Raw genomic sequence first — 25542 nt, 5'->3', positions numbered from 1 at the left:
GCCTATTTATTTTAACAGAGGTGTTGCGAAATAATGGCGGAATTTAAATCGAAATATCCGGAACTCGGATTCTACGTGGACGGCGAATTCAAGTCGTTTAAAAATGGCGTATATAAAACGGAAAGTCAGGACGAAATCAAAGTCCTATCCGAACTGGCAGACGTAACTCGAATCGATAAACCAACGGAGGAAGCCGCACCTAAACCGGCAGCTAAGAAGCAAACGCGTAAATCCTCCGCAAAATGATAGGAGGTGGCGCTAATGGCGTTAAGCGTCGAAGGTGCTGACGAATATATCAATAGTTTCACGATCGATAACGAAGATTGGAACGATTATGCAACCGAAAAGAAGCAACGAATTATAAACAGAGCCGATGACGTTCTAGTGCGTAAATTTCCCGACTACAAAATACCGGACAAAGCGGTCTATGAGTTTGCGAACGTGCTTGCGATTGCCTATAACGATACGAACCGCCTGAACAAGCAAGGTATCGCGTCCTTCTCTATTACGGGCGTTGCGTCCTTTAACTTCAAAGATACGTTAAATGTCGATGATGAATCGTTGATCCCGAAAAAGTCGCTCGATCTTATCGGAGAAGAAAACGGTGTGAAACTCGGCGGCAGGCGTATTCAATGGACGGTGATGTAAATGGCGATCGTTCCTATGCGTCAGATCATTACGATTGAACGCGACTCTACCGGAGAACTTGATCCGTGGGGAAATCCCGTAAAACAAGATCCGATCATCTTAAAGTGTCGCGTTGATGAAGGCTCACAGATTACTTCGTCACGATCTTCCGGTGTTATAAAGAGCGAAGAATCCGTTGCGACAGCGAGAATTCTAATTGACAAACTGGCAGACGTTCGGTACTCGGATACGGTCATATTTACGAATGAGCTCGGAGAAACGATCAAGCGAAAGCCGAAAGAAATCAACGTAAAAAGACACATATCCGGTAAGCCGATTCTGACGGAGGTGGTTGTTTGAGTTTCGTTCTGGACGCAGGCGATTTCCTTAGTCGATTCGATCGAACTGAACACGGCGCAGAGAGGGCGGCTACTCAAGCGATGGAGGACAATGTCGATGATCTCGCTCGTATCGCTCAAAACATCGCGCCGATTAAAAAAGGGATTCTTCGTCGGGGTATGAAAAAGAAGGTAACGCTAACACGGAACCGATTGATTGGCGAGGTATCCTTTCGTGCAGTTGAAAACGGATTTAACTACGCAATATGGACGCATGAGGCCGACTACAATCTCGGTCCTACTTCTGCACAAGCTGGCGGAACAGATGGATATACGGTCGGTAACAAATATCTGGAACGTCCGTTAAAGGGGAAAGCCGAGAAGTATATAAAAAACGTCGCAAATGCCGTCGGAGAGGAGTTGAGGTAAGCGTTGAAGATACTCGAATTAATATCGTTCATTAAGTCGCGGGTTCCTGGCGTTTACTATCCTAACCGTTTCCCTCGCGATGCGGCTGACGAATGTATTTCCGTAAAACTTACCGGAGGGTTTCCGACATCGCAATGGACCGGGAAGAAGCAGCCGTCGTTTCAGATATTAGTGCGAGGGCGGCAAGCAGGCGAACAAGATTGCGAGGATAAAGCTAACGAAATCTTCGATTCGCTTACCAACCTTAAAGAAGTAATCATCGGAGAAAGTTCTGTTGTGATCATTCGCGCTACGACTTCGGTTCCTTTGTTTATAGGCTATGACGACAACGATCGTCCTCAATATTCATTAAATTTCGATTGCGTGATTCGCCCCTGATTAGGGGCTATTTTTAATGCGAAAAACAAGGGGGAAACTATATGGCAGCAGGTATTAAAGGTATTGACGTTCCAATCGGTCCAGCCATTGTTGAATATGGCGAAGGAGCCGATATGGTAACTTTCGACATCACTAAAGGTGGAATTCAATTTAAAGTTCAAACATCAAAACAAGATACTACAGTCGATCAATACGGGGACACAATCGTTAAGTCCACGATGAAAGGTCGTACTGCGGAGGTAACAATCCCGTTCGCTTTACACGATCTCGATCGGCTTGCGGTCGCTATTCCGAATAGCCGGCTAGTCACCGACAGCACAGATCCGGCAAAGAAAAAGCTCGTTGTCAGCGGTAAAGCGGGCTTCGATATGCTTGCAGCGTCTAAAAAGCTCGTCATTAAACCGACTGCTCCGACAACTACTCCAAACGATTACATCACGATTCCGTTAGCTGGCGCAGTCGCCGATCCAGAATACACCTACGATTCGGATAATGAGCGTATCTCAAATCTGACTTTCGTTGCGTATCCGGATACAGACAATGACGGTGATTTATTCATTATCGGAGACGAAACCGCAACTGCATAAACGTAAAGGCATCGCTTTATTGCGGTGTCTTTTTTATTTGAACGAAAGGAGTTGCTTTATGAAGTTTTTTGCTAGAAAAGATCCGGATCAGCTTTATTTCGGAGAGTATCCGGTTGAGGTTCCGAAGCTTACTCCGAATAAGTGGAAGCAACTATTTGGGGCCGTAGATAAACTGCCTGGCATTATCGTCCAAGTATTAGGAGCGCCCCAGGAAGATTTTTATTCATACGTAGTTACTGGCCTCGAAGTAGGTCTTGACGAAATCGTCGGGATTGTATCGGTTTTGAGCGGCGTGGATAAGGAGTATATTGCGGAAAATGTCGGAGCTGACGAGATGTTCGAATACATCTCCTTAACGGTTAAGAAAAACCGATTGTCGTCTATGGCAAAAAACGTGAAAAGCCTTCTTCCGAACCTCGGCAGTTAGGCGAAGAAGAGGGCGATTCTTATACGATCGATGATTACCTAATCGACGCGGCCATTATACTCGGCGTCACGCAACGTCAGATCGAAAACGATTATTATATGGTCGATATCCCGAAACTCATCCATGCGAAGACAAAACAGAACGCACTAAAACGCCTTGAAGATGTGCGGATACTACTCGCCACAAATAATCGGTCAAGTGAGGATTCGTCCTACAATGCGTTAATGGCCGGTTTATCAAAAGCAGCCGGAATCGAAAAGGCTAATCAATTTGATAGGGACAAATTCGAACAATTACGCATGATGCAATCAGCTTTTCGGAAAGGGGGTAACTAGATGGCCGGAGCAACAGTCGGAGAAATACGCGCCCGTTTGATTCTTGATATGTCCGATTGGTCGCGAAGAACACAGCAGGCTCGGAACGATATGACGCAGATGGGTCGGTCATCCGAAAACCTATCGAAGCAAATGGGGCTTGTTCAGAAGGCGTCATTAGCCGTCGGCGGTGCGGTAGCGGCCGGAATCGGGGCATCCGTCAAGACCGCGGCAGATTTCGAAGCGGCCATGTCGAACGTTAAAGCGATCAGTGGCGCAACCGGCGACGAATTCGAAGCGCTAAAGAATATCGCGGCCAAGATGGGTGCCGAAACGAAATTTACAGCGGTAGAGGCGGCGGAAGGTCTGCAATACCTTGCGATGGCGGGCTTCAGCGTAGAGGACCAAATCGGATCATTACCGGCCGTCCTTAACCTGGCGTCTGCGTCTAACGAAAGCCTCGGCCGATCAGCCGATATCGTATCGAATATCATGACGGGGTTCGGCATCAAAGCGGAAGAGTCCGGACACGCGGTCGACGTTCTTGTGAAAACGATGACGACAGCGAATACGGATCTCGGCCAATTGGGCGATGCAATGAAGTACGTCGCTCCTGTTGCTCATTCTCTCGGATATTCAATCGAAGACACGGCAGCCGCGGTCGCAAAAATGTCCGATGCGGGTATACAAGGTTCCATGGCGGGCACGGCGCTGAGAGCATCGCTCTTGCAGCTTACGAATCCGGTCGGGCAGTCGGCGAAAGCGATTAAGGAGTACGGTATTAACGTAAAGGATGCCAATGGAAACTTGAAGCCATTGCCGGAACTGATCGGGCACATTGCGAAGAGATTTGACGGAATGACAAGCGCACAGAAAACGGCCGCAGCCGCACAGCTAGTCGGAACTGAAGCTGCATCCGGATTCGTTACGCTACTTGGCATTGGTGAAAAGGGATTGCGTGACTATTCGAGTGCCTTAAAAGATGCGGGTGGAACAGCGGATAAGGTCGCTAAGACGCAAATGGATAACCTGAACGGCTCCTTCGAAGAATTTAAAAGCGCGTTAGACGGCCTCGGTATCAAGATCGGCAACGAATTCTTGCCTACTTTCCGAAAAATTGTCGAAACAGGGACGAAGATTCTCGGTTTTCTCAACGAGCTAAATCCGGGGATCATTACGACAGGGCTCGAAATGGCCGGCACAGCCGCAGCAATTGCGCTCGTAGCATCATCGATTGTTAAACTCGGAATTGCGCTGAAAGGATTGAATATGACGCCTGTTGGTGCGGCGATAACAGCTCTCTCGCTTCTTGGCGGCCTATTAGTCGGCGTAAAGAAGAGTTATGACGAAATGAATACGGTTAGTTTAGAGGCGGCAGAGGCGAAGCAGAAGGAGATCGAAGCACTCGATAAGACTGCGGCCGAGTTCGATAAACTTCAGTCAAAAACGAAATTGACCGCGGATGAATTCGCGCATTACCTCGATCTCAATGACCGGTTAAAGACGGAGACGGATCCAGACGCTATCAAGCGGATCAAAGACGAGCAGGCGGATTTACAAGAACGATCCGGCTTGACGAATGAGGAGTTCCGCCGATTTTTGAAACTTAACGGGGAAATCGTTGAGAAGGCACCGGAAACGAATGCGGCGATCAGCGAACAAGGGAACGCCTTCGCAAAAAATACGGATGCAGTTAAAAAATTGACCGAGGCCAAAGCGGATGAGCTTCGTACTGAATTAGAAAAACAAAAAGCTACGGCTCAGAGCAAAGAAGCTGAATACCTTCAAAAACAGCAGAACCTTAAAACGGATATAAAAAAACTAGATGGAGAGCGAGCCGAACTAGAAGGGAAGATTGCTGATCAAACGCAAAAAGTTAAGGATGTAACCGCCGAACTTAACGCAGCAAAAGAAGACGGTAACGAAAAAGCGCAGTACCAAGCTGAAATTGATTTAGCCGCCGAAGAAGCGACGCTCAATAAATTGCGGGAACAACTTGTCGCAAATCTCGACAATCTACAGACAAAGCGAAAAAGCCTGGGCGAAGTAAAAAAGGAACTCGGCAAACTAGACGAGATTAACCAGAAATTGATCGATATTGAACTTCAACAGTTCGGACTGAACGCGAAAAAAGGCGAAGGCGTAAACGTACTGAGGAAGGAGCTTTTCCGTCTAAAAGACGTGAAGGCCAACCTTGAAAATAACACGTCTGCGGCGGACAAAAAGACGAAGGAATATCGGGATTCCGTAAAAGCCGTTGATAAGGAAATTTCGCAACTTAAATCGGCTTTGAGTCGGGTTCAGGACATTACCAAAGAAGCCGAGACGATGAACGAAAGACTAAAGCGGCGGATCGATAAAAAGATCCACGTCACCTACAGCATGGACGGAACGGAGATCGAAGAGAGTGCGGAGACATTCAAGAAGACGCACGGTAAAGGCGGACGGGAAGTGCCGTTCCACGTCGGCGGTATTGTCGGCCGCGGCCAAATCAACAAGCTCCATACCGGAGGGCTTGCGTCTAAGTTCGAAAACGCTCCGATGAGCCACGAAGTCGACATCCGGGCACTGCGGAATGAAATGGTCCTGACGGAAGCGCAACAAGCGAATTTAATGCGGATGATTGACGCTGGACATACGGCGGCAATCGGAAGCCAGGTCGGATCCTCGCCGGAAGTATTGGCGGCTCTCACGTCTATCGAAAGGGCCATCCGTAACAGTGACGGCCAAGTGATCGTGATGAATGACGAAGTGGTCGGGCGCTTGGTCGAACCGCATGTCAGTCGGAAGCAAGCGGAAGAAGTGAACGTCTTGAATGCGTTTAATGTTTGACGGACGGAGGTGATTACGTTTGGAAAAAATTCCGATAACGGACAGTAATTTTAGGATCGTTTATCCTAACGGGTCCACCGTCGATATGGCGAGGGACCTTTCGGTTTTAGTTCGGAGTTTCGTTGTGTCGGCGCCTTCGCCTAGTATTTATTACGAAAAAATCGAAGGAACAGACGGGAGTATACGGACCGGTAAAGATTTCGGAATACGGTCGATTAAAGCGGAATGTCGTATGTTTGCCGAAGATACGGACGACTTTTTTCTCCTACGAAATAAAGTGGTCGCGGCTCTCTATAAACAATCGCAATACTACGTTATTTGTGAGTCAGAGCCCTATAAACGTTGGAAGGTCGAAGTGAGTTCGTCATTCGATCCGGACAGAGTCGGAACAATCGGAGATTTTACGCTGCAATTTGATTGCGCTGATGTGTTCGCGGAATCTCTCGGAACAACGCTAGACCCGTTCACGTTTGACGCAGATAAATGGCTTTTAGGCGAGGGTTTCACGGACACTATTCCGGCTTATACTCACACGACGACTTCCTTTTCAATATATAACGCAGGACACATTCCGATTGATCCTATCGAGATGCCGTTGATCATTACGTATAAAGGCGGGTCGTCTAACTTGACTATTACGAATGAGACGACGGGGGATTCTTGGAAGTATACCGGGTCTACTGCGTCCGGGGACACTATCGCGCTTAACCGTGTCGTGGCGACTAAAAATAACACTAGTATTTTCGGGAATACCAATCGGAAAATCATAACGCTTGCTCCGGGTTGGAATCGATTCAAACTATCGGGAACTTCCGGCAGTTTTGAGATCACTTTTAATTTCCGTTTCTACTATTTATCGTGAGGTGGTGTTTTGAAACCTTTATATATTCGGAGTATTCTCGGACAGGAAGAGGCGCTCACCAAGTATAGTGTCACAAGAAAACGAGGCCTTAACAGCGAAAAATATATCGATGTATCGGTAGTAAAGCACGAGACGAATGCCCAATCTTATCCTTTAGTTCAGTCAGAGAACATTCTTATCTACGAAGGCGAAGAGTACATTATCCGCCAGATGAACTCGTCTTTAAATTCCGTAAAAGTAAAAGGAATACACCGCATGTTCATCGATCTGGCTGACGAGTACATCTACGAGGTAAACGAAAAAGAGAAGGACTACACGATCGAGGAAGCGTTGGATATTGCGCTCAAGGGCACCGGATACGGCTATCAAGTTGATAAGACCGGATTGCCCGCGACGGTCAAGATGTCGAACTTCGGGGACGGCTTTTCTATCGATCTCCTTAAAAAGATTTCTTCGGAGTTCGGAGTTGAATATGACTGCGCTGGCAAAACGATCTATCTTGCGAAGCAGATCGCGAGATATACCGACAATCAAATACGATATAGGCTCAACGCGTCCAATCCAACGAAAGAACTCGATACGAGCGAACTCAAGACGTATATCAAAGGCTTCGGCAAAAAAGACGAAAAAACTGGTGCTTATGCGGTCACGGCGGAGTATCGGAGCCCGTTAGCGGATGTTTACGGAGTTCGTCACGCTACTCCTGTTCGGGATGATATATATACGGAAAGTAACAAGGACCAACTAATTGCGCGGATGAAGAAGGAGCTTCACGATTATATAAACATTTCAATTTCTCTGACATACATCGAGCTTTCGTATCTCGGCGTACAAGATATCCGTCTCGGCGATTACGTTTGGTGTATCCTCGATCCGTTTGATATAGATGTTCAAATCCGCGTTGTTGAAGTCGAGGATTATTCCGACCCTTTAAAGTCTCCGAAAATTACATTCGGAAGTATTGTTCGAAAAGCACCGAATTTAATATCTGATTTCAAGAAGACGCAGCAGGCGATCTCTAAAATCGTTGACCCACAGACCGGCAAATTGCGTGAAGGCTCCGTTACCATCGGAAGCGGAACGAATTTCGAGGACGGATATGACCCGACTTTGATTAACATTCCGCAATACGGTCTAGCTTCAGCGACTACGGACGGATTGATGAGTTCGGCGGACTTCGTAAAACTAGCGAATATTCTAGTCGGACCAGACGGGCAAGTTGTTGTCGCGCTGGCCTCTGAAACTAACGACGGCCTAATGAGTTCAGCGGATTTTACGAAGCTGATGCGGATAATCATGCCTGTTTCGGGTGATGTCGATATGCAATCGATCTTGGATCGTATAGCTGCGTTAGAGGCAAAAGTAGGAACATAATAGAGGAGGAATCGTATGGGTAAGTATAGGAAAGCCGGAACCACATGGGACCGAACATTTCGAAATAACTATAATCAGAATTTAGACGACATCGATGCGGACATACAAAAAACCCGTTCGTCTCTGACAGATCACGAAACATCAAAAACCGCCCACACGTCGGATCAAATCGACCACGGCGGTTTTTCTGTTGCCAACCGAATTAAAAATCTATATTCTCGGTTTGCTAACCTTGTATTGAATCACGACGGGACCAGTATAAAAGAGGTCGTCGACATACGTGTCGCAATGGACGGCTCGATCCATCCGACGGCAAAAGACCGTCTTGACTACGATTACAACAAAATCACCGACCGCATCCAATGGGTAAGCGTTAAAGATTACGGCGCCCTTGGCGACGGAGAAACGGATGACACGGCTGCTATCCAATCAGCATTAGACGCGCGGCTAAGCGCAAGCAAAATGCATTTTGTTCGTTTTCCGCCCGGTACGTATAAAGTGACGACATCCCTTCGCGTGGATAGCAATACGTACCTATGGATGGACGGAGCGACAGTCGGACGTTTTTCGCAGCACAACGCGACGATCTTCGTTTTATATAGAGACGGAGTTGTCACGCCGGGGTATAGTGGCGTTAGTAACGTTATATTTGACGGCGGCACAATCGAAGGAAATTCGCATTTATATACCGGCGGCTTTACGCTGCTTACGGCTCCGCACGCGTCTAACATTATGATTAAGAACGTCACCTTTAAGAATGTTCGCGATAACCATGCAATTGATTTACCGGGATCAAAAGACGTTTACATTAAGAACTGCTTTTTTCTCGGACAGGAAACAAGTGCTTCACGGTTCTTTGCGGAAGCGATACAGTTAGATACGGCAAAATCCGGATCATATGGAACGATTGACTCCGGAAATTTAGATGGCACAGTCACAAAAAATGTGACGGTTGAAAACTGCTATTTTGGGGCTTCGAGGGAGATGGGTGCTTTTCATGCTGGTGTCGGATCGCACAGTGCAGTCACCGGTAAATTCTATGAGAATATCAAGGTCATAAACAACACGTTTGAGGATATGCGTTATTACTCCGTTAAGCCTATGAAATGGCGCGGTGTCGTGGTTTCGGGAAATCGGTTCTTAAACACTTATGGCGGCGTTTACGTTGCGCCTATCCCTGACGGTCAGCTATACGATTTAGGCGGAACAAAAGTCACTTACGAGACAGGAAGCGACGTTGTGATTAACGCTAATACTTTCGAGAACATGGGAGAAAAAGCGATCTACGTTTTGGGTCGAAAAGAAATCTACCAACAAGACGTGACGATTTCTAATAACATCGTTTCAGGGACGGCAGACGGCAAAAAAGGGATATTCATTCGCTACGCAGATGGAGTCAACATCAGCAACCACCAAAGCAAAAACACAGGTAGCCAGGCAATTTATGCGGAGTTTTCCCAAAATATATCTGCCAGTGGGGGAGAATTCAAGACGACCAAGACAGACGGGATCAAGCTTAATGCGGTCAAACAAGCCAACATCAATAACGTGTCAATTCAAGATACCGGAACGCACGGAATCATGACGTATGGAGGATGCTCCGGAATCGATCTGAAGTACAACAAAATCACCGATCCTTCTCAGTCAAGCGCGGGAGGATTCGATGGCATTTACATGTCAAACGATACGACTGATAGCTCTCTGATTGCGAACAAAATCCGCAGCTCTAAAAAAGCGCCTCGCCGCGGTATTTGGGTTACAGCAACCTGCGACAATATCGTCGCATTTGGAAATGATACGCGGTGCCGTGCGGTCGAAGCAGACTCGTACCGGAACAGCGCGACCAATAAAATAGAAACGTCCGGAAACGTATAAGACGGGAGGGGAACGGATGGTTTACAAGAATGCAGATATTCTATTCGATGTTAACTCGAAGATAAAGCGAAGTGTTTCGGCAAACATTCAATTTAGTACGCAAGATATAGGGACCGCAAAGTTGTCGTTTAACCTGACAAAGGACGGTGTACCTTTGCCGATAAGTAAGGCAACCCATGCCAAGCTATTCATGAGGTTTACTGACGGCAGCCAGGTCTATGTCAATACAGAAGTCGAAGACGCGCTGAAGGGCGCTATTTTTTATGTCTTGACTGCGGACCAAGTCACGCATTACGGAACGGTTAATGCGGAGCTTTATGTTAATTATGACAACGGACAAAGCGTTAGCGTGCATAAATTCTCGTTTGAGATCGATAGAGCACTTGTCGATCAGGATATCGCCCCGGTCGCCGAATACTACATCGAAGATTTTGAAACGCTTAAAGCCGTTATCCAAGAAATGTCGGCCGATGCTGAACAGATGCTTGCGGAGCTTCAGGCGAAATTCGAGACTCTCGACAACATCGAAACGAAGACCGGAGCCCAAGAAAAAGCGGACACAGCTGAAGCTAATGCGAAGGCCTATACGGACATTCACGCGGCTAAAATGGATAATCCGCACGCTGTTACGAAGTCACAGGTCGGACTGGCAAACGTTGATAACGTGCAGCAGGCGGCGAAAATCGATTTTGATAGCCACGTCGGAAATAAGAGTAACCCCCACGCAGTAACAAAAGTACAGGTCGGCTTGTCGAATGTAGACAACGTGAAGCAAGCGTCTAAAATGGAGTTTGATACTCACGCGAACAACACAACGGTTCATATTACCGCAAATGAGCGGACTAAGTGGGATGGCGGGCAGCTTAAGAAAATCAGCGCTGATGATGGTGGGGTAACTGCCACAGCAAACAACGGTGAAGATGTCTTAGAAAAGGTAACTTCATTAGGGAAAGGAATGGGGACATTTTATGCGGCGGGAGGCGCAGTAAACTCCCCAACTCCAATATCAAATCGAGGAATGTTTCATTTTACGAGCACAGATACCGAGGGAAAAGGAACGTTTGGATGGGTCATTTCTACTGATTACAAAAATAATGTCTATTCGAATTACAGAGACGGTAATCTCGGCTGGATGGGCTGGAGGCGTCTTCTGCCAGCAAGTGAAATTGAATCCCCGACGTGGGTAAACGTTACGTTGAAAAACGGAGCGACATCAGGGGATAGGACGGTCCAGTATACGAAGGTCGGTAATATGCTACAGCTTCGTGGACATGTCGTAACAAGCAGAGAGGTTGTATTCGGATCGATACCGACTTCGTTTGTGCCGGCAAGTGGTGCGGTAGTAAACGTATCTGTAAGCGGGACGATGGGTAATAGTAAGCTGATAATTTATCCAGAAGGGGATCTAAAGCTCACCGGAATACAATCAAATAACGATAGTGCGGTGACGGGTTATTATTTGGACGTTGTTGTTCCGATCAATTAGGAGGTGTTTTTATTGATCCAAGTTTTTCAGTACGACATTAATTTTCTCCTCACAGATATTCTCATAGTAGAGGAAATCGACGAAGAAGGTAACTACGTTTTACCAGAAAACTCGACCACAATTTCTCCGCCAGAAGGTTTGTATAAACCGAAATTCTATCCGGACGAAAATGTCTGGAAAGAGTCGGCTACGCAAGAGTACATCGATAGCATGCAGCCGCCCCCATCAGAGCCTAGCGAAGTCGACAATCTGCGGAAACAGGTCGCTGATCTTTATTATCTAATGGCGTTAGGGGGTTCGTAAATGACGATTGATTGGTTTACGTATATCAAAGGTTTTTACGAAGATGGCCTCTGGACGAAGAAACAAGTTCACGATGTAGTGGCTGCCGGCCGCATCACACCTGAACAGTACGAAGAAATCACCGGAGATCCATACGATCCGGATTCGCCTCCGAGCGAGGATGCAAGCGGCACAACGACATAAAGAACGACAGAGGAGGCGTAGTTAATGGGTGATATCGACGTAATCAAATATTTTTTTACGCAAGGGCCGTTCGCGGTCCTTTTTACGTGGCTGCTGATTTACGTTATGAAATCGAATCGTGAACGTGAGTCGAGGCTACAGGATCTACTCGATAAATTCAGCGATAAATACGACGTCATTATCGACAAGCTCGATAGACTCGAAGAAAAGTTTCGCGGAAGAGATTAGCGCAGCCCGTTCGGTGAGAGTCCGGCGGGCTTTTTATATACGGAAAAATAACGAAAAGGGAGACGATTAAATGAAAAAAGTTTGGCTCGATGCAGGACACGGCGGCAAAGACCCAGGCGCAGCAGCAAACGGACTAAAAGAAAAAGACTTAGTCTTGACGATGGTCAAACATGCAAAATCTTATTTAGAGGCTAATTATAAGGGCGTTGAGGTCAAGTTGACTCGTTCGACTGATGTCTTTTACGAACTGTCAGAGCGTGCGGATATGGCCAACAGGTGGAACGCTGATCTTTTCGTTTCCATTCATGTAAACGCCGGCGGCGGCACTGGGTTCGAAACATATCGCTATCCGGGTACTAAAGGGGACACCCTCAAGCTACAAGAAACCCTTCATAAAGAAATCCTTGCGACCATGAAAGGGTACGGACAGATTGCGGACAGGGGGTTAAAACAGAAAGACCTTGCGGTTCTCCGTGAAACTCACATGCCGGCAGTTCTTACCGAAAACCTGTTTATCGACCGCAAAGAGGATGCGGAACGTCTCAAGGATTCCGGCTTTGTAAAAGCAGTCGGTGAAGCACATGCGCGTGGCATTGCAAAATATCTCGGCCTGTCCGGTGGCTCAAGCAAACCCGCCGAATCAAAACCGAAAAAAGAAGCGCCTAAAAAGGAAACCAAAAAGAAATCATCCAAAAAATACACGCTACCGACCGGCATTTACAAATACAAAAGCCCGATGATGAAAGGAACTGCTGTCCGACAGATTCAGGAGGCTTGCGCAGCGGTTTATTTCTATCCGGACAAAGGCGCCAAGAATAACGGAATCGACGGCTATTATGGACCGAAAACAGCGAACGCAGTCAAACGGTTCCAGTTGATGCACGGGCTGTCTGCTGATGGAATCTACGGACCGAAAACGAAAGCGAAACTTGCTGCGGCATTGAAAAAAGAAGGCTATTCCGTAAACTAATCGAAAAGGGAGACGATATTATGAACGTAAAGACAACTGAAAAAATTAGCGTAGGAACAGTCGCTCGGTTCGTGATTCTGGCGCTTGCACTCGTTAACCAAGCGCTTATGATGACGGGGCACAGTCCGATTCCGGTCGATGAGGAAGGCGTGCAGCAATTTATTTCGCTCGCATTTACCGGAGTGGCTTCGCTGTGGGCGTACTGGAAAAATAACGACGTGACGAAGAAAGCGCGGACTAAGGGCGAATAGGTAACGGAACTTTTTGGCGAGCACCTACGTATAAGATCGTAGGTGCTCGTGTTACATAATCTATAAAACGGGGGAAATGTTAGTATGGAACGTAAGTTTAGTCTGGTGTAATTTGTTCTCGGCTGGATCGTAATTGTGGCCGGCATATTGACGAACATCGAAAGTACGCTGTATCTTAACGCGAATCAATACGTAGCTGACGGAGAATCACCGAAGCCGGTTAGAATGATGGAGATTGTTTCCGATATCATTCATCCGTTATATCAAGGCGGTATACTGATCGCACTGTCGTATCTATTAACCTACGTCAAAGGCTTCGGAAAAACCGAATAGATCGTCTGGCCCCGTCCTTAATCGGATGGGGCGTTTTTTTTTTCGTCATTTTTACGACTAGGAACGCTTGTCATTCCGGATAAGTTTGGGTATTATTGTGTTAACGAGATCCGTCGCTATGAAAGATCGGAATTAACAACCATTACGAACAATAACAATCGTGCAAATCGTTTATAATCGTTGATATGGCGGGATTTTCATCTAACGAAAACTAATCGATTGATTTACGATCGACAACCCGAACGCCATCGCATCATGCGGCTGCGGCTCATCATTCCGCACGGCGGTAAACGCCGGTACGCCTGAAGAATGCTGATATACGCGGGTAAAACAACGCCTTTCTCATCGTTTTTGTGAGAAAGGCGTTGTTGTGATATGAAAAGCTTTTATTGCGACTAGGGGGTAAAGACGTGAAGGTTATCCCGGTGAACGAATTGCCAAAAGGGACTGTAACGGAATTTTTTTGCCTCCATTGGGGCAGCCCTGAAATGGTGAATTCAAATGGAACATTTCAATGCGATGAATTGGAAGGGTATGCTGTTTTAGATGAAACGGGCAAAATAGCAGGTCTGATTACTTATATCATCGAAGAAAACGAGTGTGAAGTCGTCTCTTTGGACAGCACTATTGAAAATAAAGGGATTGGCTCGGTTCTTTTAAAAGAAGTCGAACACGTTTCCGAACAAAAGCAATGCAGCGTGGTGAAGCTGATCACCACCAACGATAATATACGCGCCCTGGAATTTTATCAAAAGCGGGGCTATGTATTCAGAGAGCTCTATGTGAATGCGGTGGAAAAAGCAAGGAAAATCAAACCGGAAATTCCCCTTACGGCGGATAACGGCATTCCAATCCGCGATGAAATCCTGTTGCTGAAAAGCTTGGCATAAAAAAAGAAAGTGATTTAAAAGCACCCTGCCTTAATAACCCGAAGTGCGGAACATAACCATCCCTCATGCTCATTTTGCCCAGCCGCACCCCGACGGCTGGATTTTGGCAAATGAACATGACAATCCCAATTGTATGATGAATAGCAACATCTTCTTTTCATACAGGGGGATGGAATCGAAGTATGATTGGACAGTCAGGCGAAAACATAAATATGCGGGAAATCAAAGAATTGATTAAAGAAAGGCATCCACCTCGCCTGGTTTCAGCAAGGGAGTATTTCTATTTTTGATTAAACAGACGATGGAGGTTGCTCGTATTGTTGGCGATTGAGGTTAAATAACGGCTTCCGCTCACCATTTCCTGATTGCAAAGAGGGCATAAAGGACGTTCACTGCTCGTGAAGTTTTTTCTCATCCAGCCGTTGCATTCCTCTGCTGTGCACTCCCAAGTGCTGATATCTTCCTTGGGCAAAGGTTCTTGATTTCGGTTGTTGTAGTAAGACATACCGTCACTTCCTAACAAAGGTTTTTATTCATTTTAAGGATATTTTGTGAATCCTAAGACATTCTATTCGTTTATTTGTTATTCTATTCTGGACAAGTTCTTTTAGGAACAAAAGCCCATCAGGGAAAAGGGGACCCATCATGGAAGAAAGAATCAACTGCAAAGCATGCGGTCAGCTTATTCCATACAGCTCAAAAGTATGTGAAGCGTGCGGATGCGAAAGCCCGCTTCCTCAATCACAAAAAATCAAAGACAGGATGATCCTGACTGTAGCAGGAATGGTTGCGATTTTAACGATCGTGCTGATTTTGGGAACGCTATTTTCATATATGAATGTCTTTTGACAAAAGGAGCCTTTTCTGTAAGGCTCCTTTTTGTTTTATTTGTTCTCAAACATGCTCGTCGAATGAAGAGGCTGAACGCGGGCTTTGGGATCCATATAAGCTTTTGCGTTGTTTACCGCGGTCGGAGCTTCTCCAAATCCGCTTGCGATCAGCTTGACTTTTCCTTCATATGTGCAGATATCACCGGCTGCATAAAATCCTTCAATATTTGTCTCCATCGTCGATTTGACAACGATCGAATTTTTCTCGATCTCGAGCCCCCAGTTTTTGATCGGTCCGAGGGATGAAACAAATCCGAAGTTGACGATGACGTCATCGACATCAATGACTTCTTTTCTTTCTCCTTTGACTTCCTCAATGACGATCTGCTCTATTTTGTTTTCGCCGATCAGCTCTGTCGGCACAAACGGCGTCAGCACGTTGACTTTGGAATTTCGGAGGTTTTCGACGCTGTGTTCATGGGCGCGGAATTTGTCGCGGCGGTGAATGATCGACACCTCTTTTGCAATCGGTTCAAGCATCAGCGCCCAGTCTACAGCTGAGTCCCCTCCGCCCAGCACTGCAACGCGTCTGCCGGCGAATTGATTCAGATCATCGATGAAGTAATGAAGGTTCGCGTTTTCAAATTGAGCCGCGGATTCAAGTTCAAGCTTTCTCGGCTGAAACGCGCCGTTACCGGCTGTAATAATGACAGTTTTCGAATAGTGAACTTCTTTGTTTGTGACAAGCTTAAATATGCCGTCGGCTTGCTTTTCCACGCTTTCGACAGCCTGTTCAAGGCAAACGGTCTGTTCAAATTTGGCCATTTGCTCCTTTAAGTTGTCGACAAGCTCCTGGGCGCGGATTTTAGGGAAGCCGGCAACATCATATATGTATTTTTCCGGATATAAAGCGGACAGCTGGCCTCCGAGCTGCGGCAGGCTTTCGATGATTTTGACGCTCGCCTGTCTCATTCCGCCGTAAAACGCGGTGAACAGGCCGACCGGGCCGCCTCCGATAATCGTAATATCATATACTTTTGAGTCTTCACGCATGAAAATAATGCCTCCTAAATGAAAATTGTTCTTAATTATATCATATCACATAAAATAAATACGAGTATGTCTGTTGTTTTTCAGCGGTCAAAACCGCTTTTCGCCGGCGGCATATCGAATCTTGAAAAACCAATTCTGAATCGCTATGATGTAGTTGTGAACATTTCATAAATGTTTTATGAATTTTTTTTGTCAATCAGTTGGAAAGCGATCCGTTTTTGGACGGATCTAAAGTGAAGGGTTTCACAATCTTTTTTTCATAAAAAGCCGGAGAGAGGGCGAAAATAACCCAAAGGCTATTTTTATCCGGCTTAGCAGTAAAATATAGAAAAGGTGGATGTGATTCCGTTGAATAAGCCAAAAGTAGTAGTGTTAGGTGCAGGTTACGGTGGATTAATGACTGTGACGCGACTTGTCAAAAAAATCGGCATCAATGAAGCGGACATTACGCTTGTCAATAAGCACAACTATCATTATGAAACAACATGGATGCACGAGGCAAGCGCAGGCACGCTTCATCACGACAGGTGCCGCTATCAAATTAAAGATGTCATCAACACATCCCGCGTCCGTTTTGTTCAGGACACGGTGAAGAAAATCAATAAAGAAGAAAAAAAGGTCGTTCTGGAAACCGGCGAGATTGCATACGACTACCTTGTCGTTGCCTTGGGAGCCGTTCCTGAGACATTCGGCATTTCGGGATTAAAGGAATACGCTTTCCCGATTTCAAACATCGATTCCTCCCGCCAGCTTCGGGAGCATATTGAATACCAGTTTGCGACATACAACACAGAAGCCGAAAAGCGCCCTGAGCGTCTGACGATTGTTGTCGGAGGCGCAGGTTTTACTGGAATCGAATTTTTAGGTGAGCTGGCCAACCGCATTCCCGAATTGTGCAGGGAATACGATATTGACCGCCAGCAGGTCCGCTTGATTTGCGTCGAGGCCGCACCGTCCGCCCTCCCTGGTTTTGACCCCGAACTTGTCGATTATGCGGTCAATTTCCTTGAAGGAAAAGGCGTCGAATTCAAAATCGGAACAGCCGTAAAAGAATGCAAACCAGACGGCATCATTGTCGGAAAAGATGACGAGACCGAAGAAATCAAGGCCGGAACGGTGGTGTGGGCTGCCGGTGTCCGAGGAAATCCGGTGATTGAAGAATCGGGTTTTGAAAATATGCGCGGCCGTGTCAAAGTCAAGCCGGATCTTCGGGTTGACGGCCATGATGAGATTTTTGTCATCGGTGACTGCTCGCTTGTCATCAACGAAGAAACCGATCGTCCATATCCGCCGACAGCGCAAATTTCCATGCAGCAGGGAGAGACTTGTGCGGCAAATATTGCGGCGTTGATCCACGGCAAAGAAACTGAAACATTCACGTTCGATAATAAAGGATCTGTCGCTTCGCTTGGCGAACACGATGCAATCGGCATCGCTTTCGGCAAAAAAATGACCGGTACAAGTGCTTCCTTTATGAAGAAGATGATCGACAACCGTTCGCTCTTCATGATCGGAGGACCGGGGCTCGTCCTGAAGAAAGGGAAATTTAAATTTTTCTAAGAAGCTTGCAGCATGTGCTGCGGGCTTTTTATTTCCGATCAAAAACTTCAAAAATGAAAGAAAACGGAAGAAGGTCTTGTTTTTAAGCGCTTACATGAAATATTCCGTTATATTTTCTGACTTTCTCATTGACAATCTTCATGATATTATTATCTGAAAATTAAGAAAAAAGGTGTGTGTGTGATGAAGACTTCTTCAACTAAGCAGCGCTCAGAAACCTGCACATTTTGTTCAGGCAAAGGTTATTTTCAGCTTCTGCTCGGCGGTTCGGAAACGTGCAGCCACTGCCAGGGGACCGGAAAAGACCGCTGAATCAAGACTTTCCAATGATTGACTCAAGCTCCTTCTCCAATGTACACTAAAAGAGGTTACTTGGGGGTGGAAGGCTTTGATCAGTTTACCAGTTGTCATCATATCAGTTGTCTTGTTTTTCGTCTTGTTTTTCGGAATCGGTTTTTTGCTGAACATGCTGCTCAGGATGTCGTGGATCATGGCTGTCATTTATCCGATTGTATGCCTTTTCATTGTCAATAAGGAAAAATTAATTCGCTATGTGGAGACGCCCGGAGAGGCGTTTTCCGGACTTTTTGACAGGGTGGCTTCATTGGCTGCGGCGGACATTATTATTTTAGCAAGCGGGATGGCCGGGGCCCTTTTGTCAGGAGTCACGATCAAAGCTTTGCGAAAAAGAGGATACCAAATGTTTTAACCTTCTTCTTTTTGCTGAAGAGGGTTTTTTGGTGTGAATTTTCCCAACTTTCTTGAAATTATCTCGCCATCTGAATATTTCCGCCCACTCTTGGAAACAACTAGATGGTGAGAGGAGTGGGAAGATTTGAGAAAAGTGATAACAATGTGCAGGCGCTTTTTGATGACGATATTGTTCGTCCTGGCTTTCATGACGACTTTCTTTGCCGTATCAGGCGTCGAAGCAGAGGATTTATCAAACTGGGCAAAAGAACGGGACCTGTCCCTTAAACAATTGGGGCTAACCTTTAAATCACTTCCGAAAGAAAGGGCGGAAACGACGTCTTTGTCTGCCGCCAAGCAAATTAAAAACAAACCGAAAAAACTTGAAGACGCATTTGACTGGAGTAAATATCCGAAACAAAAAGTCACGGCAACAGGCTATACCGCAGGGGTTGAATCGACTGGAAAACAGCCTCACGATCCTGAGTACGGGCTTACATATTCAGGAGTCAAAGTGAAAAGAGATTTATATTCGACCGTTGCAGCGGACCCGAACGTGTTTCCGATCGGAACGATTTTGTTCATTCCCGACTACGGCTACGGCGTGGTCGCTGATACGGGATCGGCGATTAAAGGGAACAGGCTGGACCTGTATTATGAAACGGTTGAAGATGTCTATAATGAATGGGGAAAGAAAACCCTTGATGTCTATGTCATTAAAAAAGGGGACGGCTCCGTGACCGAAGAGGATCTCATGAAGCTGAATGAAAACAAATCGATGCAGGTATTCAGGCAAAAATATAAAATGGCGAAAGAATAAGCAAAAAAACGTTTAAGTCCGAAAAACGGGCTTAAACGTTTTTTATTTTACATGAATAAATAGTGCAGAATCAGCGTTAAAGCGATGCCGGTCAATCCTCCGAAAAAGACCTCGATCGGCTGATGGCCCAACAGCTCTTTTAACTTTTTTTGCTTTTCCTCCTGATGCACTTTTGGAAAATCCTTTGCCTCACTGACAAAGCGGTTGAAGTCGCGGACGAGCCGGTTGATGACCGTCGCCTGTTCTCCGGCGTGCCTTCTGACTCCGGTCGCATCAAACATCGTAATGACCGCAAATATCGAAGAGACGGCAAATAAAGACGAATCCATCCCATGGTCAAGAGCCACACCCGTTGACAGGGCCGTAACGGCCGCTGAATGAGAGCTCGGCATCCCCCCCGTGCTGGTCAACAGCCGCCAATCCCATTTTTTTGAGACGACAAAATAAATGGGCACTTTGATGAACTGAGCAAAAAAGATGGCAGCGAAGCTCGCCAGTAAAGGAAAGTTATTGAGGATTTCCATTTTCAGAACATCCTTTCTAAAAAAAAATAGAGATGAATTCAGAAAAGTATGCGGTTATTTGCTAAAATATATCATATGAAACCTCATAAGGAAAAAATGTTTTTCCTATTATAACATTGTTGCTTCAATTTTACTCACTCTGCTGGTAAGGAGCTGTGGACAGATGTTTTATGCCTTTAAAGACTTTGAAAAAAAAGAAACGCTGCTGATCGGATTGTTTAAAAAAAGCCGTCTGTACGGAAAAGCGGAAGAAATCGACCGCCTGTTGAACGGCCAGCTTTTGCAGCTGTTAAAAAACGGTGATGTATCCTCCAAAAAAGCGCAAGTTTCTAAAATATTTACCCCCTCGCTTACGGGAGTTAAACGGCTGTATGTCGTCGGATTGGGCCGGGAAGCGGACTTCTCGTTCGAGGATGCAAAGCGGTGCTTTGCAGAAGCGGTTCAAATGATTCACAAAGACAAAAAGCAGGACATAACCGTTTTGCTAGACAGCTTTGTATCTGATCAAATCGATGCAAACGATGCCGCCCATGCACTGGCGGAGTCCTGCATGCTCTCAACATATGAGGTGCAGGATTACAAGCACAGACCGAACGAACCCGAGCACCACCTGCAAAACGTTTTCGTATTAACTGATCATGACCTGAAGGAGGTTCAGGCAAGCCTTCATGTCGGCCAAGTGTATGGACATGCCACGAATTCAGCCAGAACGCTCGTCAATATGCCGGGCAATATGCTGACCGCGGCCGATCTCGCTTCCTATGCGGCTGAACTGGCGGCTAAATACGAATTCGAATGCGAAATCCTTGAGAAAGAGGAAATGGAAGAACTCGGCATGGGCGGGCTCTTGGCGGTCAACCAAGGGTCTGAAGAACCGCCGAAAATGATCGTGCTTAAATATCAAGGAAAAGAAACATGGGATGATGTGATCGGTTTGGTCGGCAAGGGAATCACGTTTGATACAGGTGGCTATTCTCTTAAAACGAAGGACGGCATTGTCGGGATGAAATCGGATATGGGAGGAGCCGCAAGCGTTTTAGGGGCGATGGAAGCGATCGGCGAACTTCGTCCCGAGCAAAATGTTCTCGCTGTCATCCCGTCTACGGACAATATGATTTCCGGAAGCGCCATGAAGCCCGACGATGTCATCGTTTCCTTATGCGGCAAGACGATTGAAATTTTGAATACGGATGCTGAAGGACGGCTTGCCCTGGCCGACGGTCTGACTTATGCGAAACACCATGGAGCAAACGTATTGATCGATGTCGCGACACTGACAGGCGGCGTCATCGTCGCTCTCGGCACGGAAACAACGGGGGCCATGACGAATCACGCGCCGCTTTATGACCGGGTGCGGGAAGCCGCTGATGAAGCGGGAGAAGCGATCTGGCAGCTTCCGATAACAGAAAAGGACAAAAAGAGAGTGAAAAACAGCCAAATGGCCGACTTAAACAATTCGCCCGGCAGAGAAGGCCACGCCATAATGGCCGGGACTTTTCTCGGTGAATTCGCAGAGCAGACGCCATGGGTGCATCTTGATATAGCCGGAACGGCAACGACAAATCAGCATACATGCTTCGGGCCAAAAGGCGGGACAGGTGTGATGGTGAGAACGCTTGTCACGTTTGTTGAGCGGTTTACAGGAGATGTATGATCTTTTAGAATCCCCTTCACCAGGGGATTTTTTTATTGGTTAATTTTCACATTTTCAAAGCTTCATTGACGCAATCGCAAAAGATGTGGTAATATACGTTCATTACTTTAATTATCTACTACATTAGCAAACTAAAGTGTTTTTTCGGAGGTTTAAATATGAATGCAGTTGTGATTGCAGTTATTGTTATGCTGATATTAAGCCTGCTGCGGGTCAATGTTGTCATTGCCTTGATTGCGGGCGCCCTTGCCGGCGGTCTGACTGGCGGGCTCGGCCTCGGTCAGACGGTCAGCGTCTTTACCGAAGGGCTTGGAGGAAATGCGACGGTAGCCGTCAGCTATGCGCTTCTCGGCGCATTCGCGGTCGCTTTGACGAAAACGGGCCTCCCGGATGCCATGGTTGAAGCGGCTGTAAAGCTGATCGGCAAAGAAGGGGACACGCGGCGCAAAACACTGTCAAAAGTGTTGATCGTTCTTGTGATTTTAATCATTTCCTGTATGTCGCAAAATGTCGTTCCCGTTCATATCGCATTTATCCCGGTGTTAATCCCGCCGCTGCTCAAAATTTTAAATGAGCTTCAAGTTGACCGCCGGATCATTGCGTGTGCGATGACTTTCGGATTAACGGCTCCGTATATTTTGCTTCCGGTCGGTTTCGGCCAGATTTTCCAGGGGATTTTGAAAGATAATATGAAAGACGCGGGACTCTCCGTTTCTCTTTCGGATATTCCGCTGGCGATGATCATTCCGGTTGGTGGAATGGTTGTGGGGCTAGCAATCGCCGCTTTCGTATACCGGAAACCGCGCACATATGAAATGAAGGAAATCGCCGGTCAAAAACCTGCGGCTTATACGAAAAAAAGCCTCTCTATCGCAGTGCTGGCCATCGCCGTTTCATTAAGCGTGCAGCTGTATTTGTCACAAAGCCTTGATGTTGACGGGATGATCTTCGGCGCGCTCAGCGGATTGGCGGTCTTATTCTTAAGCGGCGCCATGAAACGAGGCGAAGCCGACGAATTGATCACAAACGGGATGAACATGATGGCGTTTATCGGCTTTGTCATGCTTGCCGCTGCAGGTTTTGCCAATGTGCTTGAGAAAACGGGCCATGTCAAATCCCTTGTTGAAGCATCCACCGGTTTGATCAGCAATAACCAGGTTGTCGGCGCGCTATTGATGCTGATCGTCGGGCTGTTGATTACAATGGGAATCGGCTCATCATTTGCGACGATCCCGATCATTGCCACGATATTCGTCCCGCTCTGCTCACAGCTCGGCTTCAGCCCGCTGGCGACGATCGCCATTATCGGAACGGCGGCAGCTTTGGGAGATGCCGGCTCGCCTGCGAGCGACAGTACGTTAGGACCGACATCAGGCTTAAATGCCGATGGACAGCACCATCACATTTGGGATACTTGTGTGCCGACGTTCATCTTTTATAACATCCCGCTGATCCTGTTTGGCTGGATCGCGGCTATCGTCCTTTAATTTTGGATATTTGTTAAAATGAAAAGAGAACCCGCAAAGGTCAGGCTGTCGAGAAAATCTCGACAGTCTTTTATTTTTCCCTTAAATCATCCATTTCTTCATTTTATAATAAAGAAAAGGACTTAAAAGGAAGGTGTTTTGCTAATGTTCTACACCAGAAATTCTTCTCAAAACGAAGCCGAATTCGTATTGCTTGATCAACTTGTTGAAGAGGATCATCTGCTACGCAAAATTGACAAATACATAGATTTCTCGTTCATTATTGAAAAGGTTAAGCCTTACTACAGTGAGAATAATGGCCGGCCATCTCTCGATCCATTGATTTTATTCAAAATGATGTTTATCGGATACCTGTACGGTATCCGTTCAGAAAGACAGCTCGAAAAAGAAATTTACTACAATATGGCCTACAGATGGTTTTTAGGATTAAATATCAATGATCCAGTTCCTCATCATTCAACGATCAGTTGGAACCGACGCACTCGTTTCAAAGATACAACCATTTTCCAAGATATTTTTGATGAAATTGTCCTTCAAGCCATCAATCACGAAATGGTTGGCGGGCGTGTCCTTTTTACCGATTCAACCCATCTCAAAGCCAACGCCAACAAGCATAAATATACGAGGAAAACAATTGAACAGGATACACAAAACTATATAAAGGACTTGGATGAAGCCGTGCAAGAAGATCGAGAGGCGCACGGAAAAAAGTCTTTAAAAGCCAAAGAGGAGGTGAAAGCTAAAAAAGAAATTCGCCACAGTACCACCGATCCCGAAAGCGGCTATCTTTACCGTGAAAATAAACCTGAAGGTTTTTTCTATTTGGATCATCGAACAACGGATATGAAATACAATATCATCACCGATGTCTATGTAACACCTGGCAATGTCCATGATTCTGCACCTTATCTTGATCGTTTAGATCACCAAATCGGACGATTTGGTTTTCAAGTTGAAGCCGTCGCTCTGGATTCCGGCTATTTAACAACACCAATCTGTAAAGGGCTTTCCGACCGCCATATTTTTGGCGTCATTGCCCACAGACGCTTTCATCCTAAAAAAGGTTTGTTTCCTAAATGGAAGTTTCAATACGACAATGAAAAAGATCAGTACATTTGTCCAAACGGACAAACACTTTTTTACTCCACAACCGATCGAAAAGGCTACAGGTTTTATAAATCAAATCCTGAAAAATGCGCTTCATGTCCTCTGCTTGAGAGCTGTACACGATCTAAAAACCATCAGAAGGTCGTTTCAAGACACATATGGGAGGATCATAAAGAAAAGGTCAGGGAAAATCGTTTGACTGCCTCAGGAAAAAACCTCTACAAAAAAAGAAAAGAAAAAATAGAGCGAAGCTTTGCAGATTCAAAACAGCTGCATGGGCTTCGCTACTGCCGGTTGAGGGGAAAACGGAATGTGACGGAACAAGTTCTCCTCACAGCTACCTGCCAGAATATGAAGAAGATTGCCACACACCTAGCGAAGCTAGGCTAGGAGTGTGGGAGGCCTTTTTCTGTTTCTTTGTAAGAAGAAAAACATATCAAAACCTATTTAAAACAAAAAGCTTGTAGAAAAACATGGGTTTCTCTACAAGCTGAAGGTTCTCTTTTTTTAAAAAGTGGGATTTCTTTTGAAGCCGGCGGCTTTCTGAACCGCTTTGTAAACTTTTGAGGCGAGGGCGGCCAACAGAACGGAGAAGGCCAGATCCTTGATGAAAAACCAGGTCATCATGACCCAGGCGTAAGAATAGGTGATCGGTGTGTTCAGCCAAGTTTTAAAAGCGAAATACATATAGTTGACGCCGATCAGGTAGATGATCAATGTACCGATGACTGAAGCGGTGAAAAAATCGGCTGCTTTCGGCTCGGATTTTCTGTCTGTGATCCAGCCTGCGGCATATGCCGCGGGGATGTAGGATAAAATAAAACCGCCGCTGCCCTTGAAAAGAGCGGATATTCCCCCGGAAAACGAGGCGAAAACAGGCGCGCCGATAAAGCCAACCAACGCATAAACAATCATGGATAACGCCCCCAGTCTGCGGCCGAGCAGAAGGCCCGCCAGCAGGCAGAAAAACGGCTGCATCGTCAGCGGAATTCCGCCGATTTGCAGGAAGGGAGCAAACGAAGTGATGTTGGCGCCGATTCCCATCAGAGCGGCAAACATTCCAGCAAGCGCCATGTCACTGGCACGAAGCTTTTGTTTTGTCATGTTGTTCTTCCTCCTTCATTCTCCTC

The 25542-nt window shown here is 46.3% G+C and carries 31 protein-coding genes and 1 pseudogene; 28 read left to right on the top strand and 4 right to left on the bottom strand.

Features of this window, described 5'->3' with window-relative positions; translation table 11 throughout:
• Positions 1-33: 33 nt before the first annotated feature.
• From P3X63_RS17680 to P3X63_RS17585, 20 genes and pseudogenes are all read left to right on the top strand, one after another.
• Entirely contained in the window at positions 34-246 is a 213-nt protein-coding gene (locus P3X63_RS17680; RefSeq protein WP_077736285.1) for a hypothetical protein, read from the top strand.
• Between the two features lie 15 nt (positions 247-261).
• A complete protein-coding gene (locus P3X63_RS17675) occupies positions 262-648 on the top strand; it encodes a hypothetical protein (RefSeq protein ID WP_026588451.1) in 387 nt (128 codons plus the stop codon).
• On the top strand, positions 649-987 hold the full coding sequence (locus P3X63_RS17670; RefSeq protein WP_026588450.1) for a hypothetical protein: 339 nt from the start codon (positions 649-651) through the stop codon (positions 985-987).
• Complete coding sequence (locus tag P3X63_RS17665; RefSeq protein ID WP_277691591.1) at positions 984-1394, top strand: hypothetical protein; 411 nt, start codon at positions 984-986, stop codon at positions 1392-1394. Before P3X63_RS17670 ends, P3X63_RS17665 begins: the two co-directional genes overlap by 4 nt.
• A gap of 3 nt (positions 1395-1397) precedes the next feature.
• Positions 1398-1772 (top strand): minor capsid protein, encoded by a 375-nt coding sequence (locus P3X63_RS17660; RefSeq protein WP_277691590.1) that lies wholly within the window; start codon positions 1398-1400, stop codon positions 1770-1772.
• A gap of 41 nt (positions 1773-1813) precedes the next feature.
• Positions 1814-2359, top strand: coding sequence for a hypothetical protein (locus P3X63_RS17655; protein WP_077736289.1), 546 nt, complete (start codon positions 1814-1816; stop codon positions 2357-2359).
• 58 nt (positions 2360-2417) lie between these two features.
• A complete protein-coding gene (locus P3X63_RS17650) occupies positions 2418-2786 on the top strand; it encodes a hypothetical protein (RefSeq protein WP_277691589.1) in 369 nt (122 codons plus the stop codon).
• Positions 2787-3121: 335 nt separating this feature from the next.
• Entirely contained in the window at positions 3122-5932 is a 2811-nt protein-coding gene (locus P3X63_RS17645; protein WP_277691588.1) for a phage tail tape measure protein, read from the top strand.
• 19 nt (positions 5933-5951) lie between these two features.
• Positions 5952-6794 (top strand): phage tail family protein, encoded by an 843-nt coding sequence (locus tag P3X63_RS17640; RefSeq protein ID WP_277691587.1) that lies wholly within the window; start codon positions 5952-5954, stop codon positions 6792-6794.
• A 9-nt stretch (positions 6795-6803) separates the two neighbouring features.
• Positions 6804-8168: a phage tail protein gene (locus P3X63_RS17635; protein ID WP_277691586.1), complete on the top strand. Its 1365-nt coding sequence runs from the start codon at positions 6804-6806 to the stop codon at positions 8166-8168.
• A gap of 15 nt (positions 8169-8183) precedes the next feature.
• Complete coding sequence (locus P3X63_RS17630; RefSeq protein ID WP_277691585.1) at positions 8184-10043, top strand: right-handed parallel beta-helix repeat-containing protein; 1860 nt, start codon at positions 8184-8186, stop codon at positions 10041-10043.
• A 16-nt stretch (positions 10044-10059) separates the two neighbouring features.
• On the top strand, positions 10060-11529 hold the full coding sequence (locus tag P3X63_RS17625; RefSeq protein WP_277691584.1) for a phage baseplate upper protein: 1470 nt from the start codon (positions 10060-10062) through the stop codon (positions 11527-11529).
• 12 nt (positions 11530-11541) lie between these two features.
• The gene (locus tag P3X63_RS17620) at positions 11542-11832 is read left to right on the top strand and encodes a hypothetical protein (RefSeq protein ID WP_277691583.1); all 291 of its coding nucleotides are present in this window, start codon (positions 11542-11544) and stop codon (positions 11830-11832) included.
• A complete protein-coding gene (locus P3X63_RS17615) occupies positions 11833-12015 on the top strand; it encodes an XkdX family protein (RefSeq protein ID WP_277691582.1) in 183 nt (60 codons plus the stop codon).
• A gap of 24 nt (positions 12016-12039) precedes the next feature.
• Entirely contained in the window at positions 12040-12243 is a 204-nt protein-coding gene (locus P3X63_RS17610) for a BhlA/UviB family holin-like peptide (protein WP_277691581.1), read from the top strand.
• 70 nt (positions 12244-12313) lie between these two features.
• Positions 12314-13213, top strand: a complete 900-nt coding sequence (locus P3X63_RS17605; protein WP_277691580.1) for an N-acetylmuramoyl-L-alanine amidase — start codon at positions 12314-12316, stop codon at positions 13211-13213.
• Between the two features lie 20 nt (positions 13214-13233).
• Positions 13234-13464, top strand: coding sequence for a phage holin (locus P3X63_RS17600; RefSeq protein WP_277691579.1), 231 nt, complete (start codon positions 13234-13236; stop codon positions 13462-13464).
• 147 nt (positions 13465-13611) lie between these two features.
• On the top strand, positions 13612-13797 hold the full coding sequence (locus tag P3X63_RS17595; protein ID WP_277691578.1) for a hypothetical protein: 186 nt from the start codon (positions 13612-13614) through the stop codon (positions 13795-13797).
• 223 nt (positions 13798-14020) lie between these two features.
• Positions 14021-14113: pseudogene (locus P3X63_RS17590) on the top strand (iron-sulfur cluster assembly accessory protein); the annotation flags it as partial.
• 94 nt (positions 14114-14207) lie between these two features.
• Positions 14208-14687 carry a GNAT family N-acetyltransferase gene (locus P3X63_RS17585; protein WP_026588616.1) on the top strand — a complete coding sequence of 160 codons (480 nt, stop codon included), beginning with the start codon at positions 14208-14210 and terminating at the stop codon, positions 14685-14687.
• A 280-nt stretch (positions 14688-14967) separates the two neighbouring features.
• On the opposite strand, the gene P3X63_RS17580 is transcribed toward P3X63_RS17585, so the two are convergent.
• The gene (locus P3X63_RS17580) at positions 14968-15192 is read right to left on the bottom strand and encodes a cold-shock protein (protein WP_026588615.1); all 225 of its coding nucleotides are present in this window, start codon (positions 15190-15192) and stop codon (positions 14968-14970) included.
• A 140-nt stretch (positions 15193-15332) separates the two neighbouring features.
• Here P3X63_RS17580 and P3X63_RS17575 point away from each other — a divergent pair, with 140 nt between their 5' ends.
• A complete protein-coding gene (locus P3X63_RS17575) occupies positions 15333-15536 on the top strand; it encodes a DUF2116 family Zn-ribbon domain-containing protein (protein WP_026588614.1) in 204 nt (67 codons plus the stop codon).
• A 35-nt stretch (positions 15537-15571) separates the two neighbouring features.
• Here P3X63_RS17575 and yumC read toward each other — a convergent pair whose 3' ends face one another.
• On the bottom strand, positions 15572-16570 hold the full coding sequence (gene yumC / locus P3X63_RS17570; protein ID WP_026588613.1) for a ferredoxin--NADP reductase 2: 999 nt from the start codon (positions 16568-16570) through the stop codon (positions 15572-15574).
• Positions 16571-16912: 342 nt separating this feature from the next.
• Between yumC and P3X63_RS17565 the strand changes: the two genes are divergently transcribed.
• The 4 genes from P3X63_RS17565 to P3X63_RS17550 all read left to right on the top strand — a co-directional run bounded on the left by P3X63_RS17565 (position 16913) and on the right by P3X63_RS17550 (position 19640).
• Positions 16913-18130, top strand: a complete 1218-nt coding sequence (locus tag P3X63_RS17565) for an NAD(P)/FAD-dependent oxidoreductase (RefSeq protein ID WP_179115653.1) — start codon at positions 16913-16915, stop codon at positions 18128-18130.
• A gap of 183 nt (positions 18131-18313) precedes the next feature.
• Positions 18314-18442 carry a YuiA family protein gene (locus P3X63_RS17560; RefSeq protein ID WP_035428456.1) on the top strand — a complete coding sequence of 43 codons (129 nt, stop codon included), beginning with the start codon at positions 18314-18316 and terminating at the stop codon, positions 18440-18442.
• 76 nt (positions 18443-18518) lie between these two features.
• Positions 18519-18839 (top strand): YuiB family protein, encoded by a 321-nt coding sequence (locus P3X63_RS17555; RefSeq protein WP_026588611.1) that lies wholly within the window; start codon positions 18519-18521, stop codon positions 18837-18839.
• A 135-nt stretch (positions 18840-18974) separates the two neighbouring features.
• On the top strand, positions 18975-19640 hold the full coding sequence (locus P3X63_RS17550; protein WP_277692939.1) for a 3D domain-containing protein: 666 nt from the start codon (positions 18975-18977) through the stop codon (positions 19638-19640).
• A 47-nt stretch (positions 19641-19687) separates the two neighbouring features.
• On the opposite strand, the gene P3X63_RS17545 is transcribed toward P3X63_RS17550, so the two are convergent.
• Positions 19688-20164 (bottom strand): divergent PAP2 family protein, encoded by a 477-nt coding sequence (locus tag P3X63_RS17545; RefSeq protein WP_026588609.1) that lies wholly within the window; start codon positions 20162-20164, stop codon positions 19688-19690.
• A gap of 163 nt (positions 20165-20327) precedes the next feature.
• Between P3X63_RS17545 and P3X63_RS17540 the strand changes: the two genes are divergently transcribed.
• From P3X63_RS17540 to P3X63_RS17530, 3 genes are all read left to right on the top strand, one after another.
• A complete protein-coding gene (locus P3X63_RS17540; RefSeq protein ID WP_077735495.1) occupies positions 20328-21818 on the top strand; it encodes a leucyl aminopeptidase in 1491 nt (496 codons plus the stop codon).
• Between the two features lie 158 nt (positions 21819-21976).
• Entirely contained in the window at positions 21977-23305 is a 1329-nt protein-coding gene (locus P3X63_RS17535; RefSeq protein WP_026588607.1) for a Na+/H+ antiporter family protein, read from the top strand.
• A 144-nt stretch (positions 23306-23449) separates the two neighbouring features.
• Entirely contained in the window at positions 23450-24802 is a 1353-nt protein-coding gene (locus tag P3X63_RS17530) for an IS1182 family transposase (RefSeq protein WP_179115646.1), read from the top strand.
• Between the two features lie 117 nt (positions 24803-24919).
• Here the strand turns inward: P3X63_RS17530 and P3X63_RS17525 are convergent, their stop codons facing one another.
• Positions 24920-25516, bottom strand: coding sequence for a biotin transporter BioY (locus tag P3X63_RS17525; RefSeq protein WP_026588606.1), 597 nt, complete (start codon positions 25514-25516; stop codon positions 24920-24922).
• Positions 25517-25542: the final 26 nt, after the last annotated feature.

It is taken from the genome of Bacillus sp. HSf4 (genome assembly GCF_029537375.1).
Classification (GTDB): domain Bacteria; phylum Bacillota; class Bacilli; order Bacillales; family Bacillaceae; genus Bacillus; species Bacillus sonorensis_A.
Note: the sequence above shows the minus strand (reverse complement) of the source record. Positions and strands in the feature narration are given on the sequence as shown.